The organism is Dokdonella sp., from assembly GCF_051958935.1.
In the GTDB taxonomy this organism is placed as follows: Bacteria; Pseudomonadota; Gammaproteobacteria; order Xanthomonadales; family Rhodanobacteraceae; genus Dokdonella_A.
The window spans coordinates 1-3598 of sequence record NZ_JBQCFP010000005.1; the positions used below are offsets into that span (position 1 = coordinate 1).

At 73.2% G+C, this 3598-nt stretch carries 2 protein-coding genes; both read left to right on the plus strand.

What is annotated here, in order from left to right; genetic code table 11:
* Window positions 1-177 precede the first annotated feature (177 nt).
* The gene (locus ACTHK2_RS00540) at window positions 178-2949 is read left to right on the plus strand and encodes a protein kinase domain-containing protein (protein ID WP_440243611.1); all 2772 of its coding nucleotides are present in this window, start codon (window positions 178-180) and stop codon (window positions 2947-2949) included.
* A 94-nt stretch (window positions 2950-3043) separates the two neighbouring features.
* A partial coding sequence (locus ACTHK2_RS00545; RefSeq protein WP_440243613.1) for a hypothetical protein occupies window positions 3044-3598 on the plus strand: 555 nt, incomplete at its 3' end.

Genomic DNA, 3598 nt, shown 5'->3' on the forward strand with positions numbered 1-3598 from the left:
CGCGCGGGACGCGCACTCGGCGTCGCCGGTCGCACGGTCGCGCGCGACTGGCGCTTCGCGCGCGCATTCCTCAAGAGCGAGCTCGGCGGCGACGGCGAGGCAGGCGACGACGCAGCAGGCGATGACGCAGCCGGCGATGACACGTAAGCGCGCGATCCGACGTTATCCGCATCGACCATGAACACGCCGTCGACCCACCTGCGCGACCTGTTCGAAGCCGCCGTGGCGCTCGCCCCCGCCGAGCGCGACGCTTACCTCGACCGCCATTGCCCCGACCCGGCCGTGCGCGCCCGGGGCGATGCGTTGCTGCGCGCGGACGCGAGCGACGACGAGCCGCTGTCGCAGGGACGGCTCGACGATCTCGCGCGTGCGATCGGCGACGAGCCCGCCGCGCCGCCGGCGGGCAGCCGCATCGGGCCGTTCGAGGTCGTGCGCGTGATCGGCGAGGGCGGCTCGTCGACGGTGTTCGAGGCGCGACGCGAGCTCGAAGGCGCGACCCAGCGCGTCGCCCTCAAGCTGCTGCGGCACAACCTGCTCTCGCCGGACGCGCGGCGCCGCTTCGGCCGCGAACAGCGCGCGCTGATCCGGCTGCAGCACCCGCACATCGCGCGCATGATCGAGGGCGGCGTCACGCCCGAGGGCCTCGCCTACATCGCGCTCGAACTCGTCGACGGCGTGCCGATCACCGAGTTCGCGCAGGCACGGCGGCTCGGCACGCGCGAGCGGCTGCAGGTATTCGCGACGGTCTGCCGCGCGGTCGACGCGGCGCATCGCGCGCTGATCGTGCATCGCGACCTCAAGCCGTCGAACGTGCTCGTGACGCCCGACGGCGAGGTCAAGCTGCTCGACTTCGGCATCGCCAAGCTGCTCGCCGATGAAACCGGGCCGGAAGCGACCGTACTGCCCGCGTTCACGCCGGCCTACGCGGCACCCGAGCAGGTCGATGGCGGCACGATCACGACCGCGACCGACGTCTATGCGCTCGGCATCCTGCTGGGTGAACTGCTGACCGGCGAACGTCCGCGCGGCGGCCCCATACCCGCCGCTGCCGCGCGCGAAGCGGATGCCGCCGCGCGCACGACGCGCACGCGCTTGCGCGGCGACCTTGCGGCAGTCGTCGCGAAGGCGATCGAAGCCGACGCGGAGCGGCGCTACGCCTCGGCCGGCGAACTCGCCGAGGATGTCCGTCGCCTGCTCGAGGAGCGGCCCGTGCATGCGCGTCCGCAGACGCGCTGGTATCGCTCGTACCGCTTCGTTGCGCGGCACAAGGGCGGCGTCGCCGCGACCGGCGTGTTCCTGCTCGCGCTGCTCGCCGCGCTCGGCGCGGCGGTGTGGCAGGCGCGCGTCGCGCGCGACGAGGCCGCGCGCGCGACGCGCCAGACGCAGCGCGCGGAGACGGTGCGCGATTTCCTCGTGTCCGTGTTCGAGGCGGCGCAGCCGGACGTGCCGCGCGAGCGGCGTCCGACCGTGGAACAACTCGTCGACGACGCGGGCGACCAGCTGCTGCGCGACGACACGCTCGCCGACGACGCGCGCGTGGACCTGCTGCTGACGCTCGCGAAAGTCGGCGGCGCGATCGGTGCGTACGAGCGCGAACACGCGCTGCTCGACCGTGCCGAGGCCGACATCGAACGGCTGCCGTCGGCCGACGACGCGCGCCGGCGCGCGCGCGTGCTGCGCGCAGGCGCATTCGTCGCGCAGGCACGCCCCGACGAGGCGATCGCACTGCTCGAACCGCTGCGCGCGTCGCTCGTCGACGAAGGCGGCGCGGCCGCCGTCGATGCGTTGCTCGTGCTGGTCGATGCGCTGTCCGGCGCGAACCGCAGCGACGAGGCGCAGGCGGTCGCTGCCGATGCGCGCGCGGTCGCGCAGCGCGCGGGCGACCCTGGCGACGCGCTGCTGCTGCACGTCGACGCCGCGCAGACGCGCGACCTCGTCAACGCGCAGAAGTTCGCGCCGGCGCTTGCGCTCGCCGAGGCGGCGTGGAAGCGCTGGAACGCGCGGCCGCGCGAGGTGTCGCACGACGCGCTCGACCTGGTGTCGTCGATCAGCGTCTCGGCCGAGATGACCGGCGACCTCGTGCGCGCGGATGCGGCCTACCGCGAAGCGATCGCACTGGCCGAACGCCTCTACGTGCGGCCGCATCCGGATGCGGCGTGGGCGGTCGGCACCTACGGCAGTTTCCTCGTCGCCAAGGCGCGCTATGCCGACGCGGAACCGTACGTGCAGCGCGCGCTCGCGATGCGCCGCACCCTGTTCGGCGACGCGCATCCCGACACGCTCAACTCGATCGCCGCACTCGGTCGCCTGCGCGCGGGGCAGTTGCGGCGCGACGAGGCGCGCGCGGCCTTCGAGGAAGGCGTCGCCGTCTGCCGGCGCGAACACGTCCGCCACAACGTCTGTCCGCGCCTGTTCGGCTCGCTGTCGCAGGTGCTGGCCGGCGCGCACGACCTCGACGGCGCGCGCACGAATGCGCTGCAGGCGGTCGCGCTGCAGCGCGAGCTGACCGGAGAAGGCAGCGCGCAGCTGATCGCGCCACTCGGCTTCCTCGCGCGCGCGCAGGTCGCCCAGGGGCGCCACGCCGACGCGATCGCGACGACGGACGAGCTGCTCGCGATCGCGGCGCGCAACGGCAGCGAAGCGTCGAAGGACGTGCGCTACGCGCGCTTCCAGCGCGCGCTGGCGCTATACGCGCTCGGTCGCAACGACGAGGCGCTCGAGCTCGCGACGGCCGTGGTGGCTGCGCAGAAGGAGCGCACGCCGGACGAGAAGTCGACCCTGTTCTCGATGCTCGCGCTGCAGGCGAGCGCGCTCGCGCGGGCGCAGCGTAACGGTGACGCGCGCGCCGTCGCCGCCGAAGCACTGGCGATCGACCCGCGGCCGCCCGGGCGCGATCCCGCGGCCGCCCAGGAGCTGGAGCGCCTCGCCTGGGGCGTGCACGGCGGCTGAAGCCGCGCCCGCGAGCTTCGCTGGCCGCGTGGCAGCCGTCGCGACGGAACGTCGTTACCCGGGATCGCCAACACGGCTTCCTGGGAACATCGCCATGATTCTTCGCATCGGTTTGATCCTTTTCGCGTCGTTCCTCTCGATCGTGACGGCGAGTGCGGCCGTCTACACGGTCGGCACCGACGCCGCATGCACGCATACGGGCATCGGTTCCGCCGCGGCCGCCGCGGACGCCCATCCCGGCGCGGACGAGATCCACGTCGCGGGCACGTCCAACAACCTGGGCAGCCCCGACTACACCAACCAGGCGATCGCGTTCCCGGTTTCGGCCAACGAGCAGCTCGACATCATCGGCGGCTTCGCCGACTGCTCGCAGGCGGCGACCACGGGCACGCGCACGATCTTCGACGGCGCCGGCGGCGCGGCCGAGCCGGTGTTCCGCATCACCATCGCCACCGGCGGCCGGGTGCGGATGACGTACCTGACCATCCAGCACGGCGACGAGGACGGCAGCGGCAAGGGCGGCGGCATCTACTTCAAGGGCGACGGCATCCTCGAGCTCAATCACAGCCTGATCACCAACAACATCGCCAGCTACGGCGGCGGCATCTACGCCGAAGGCACCGGCACGAACACGGAGCTGGTCATCGGC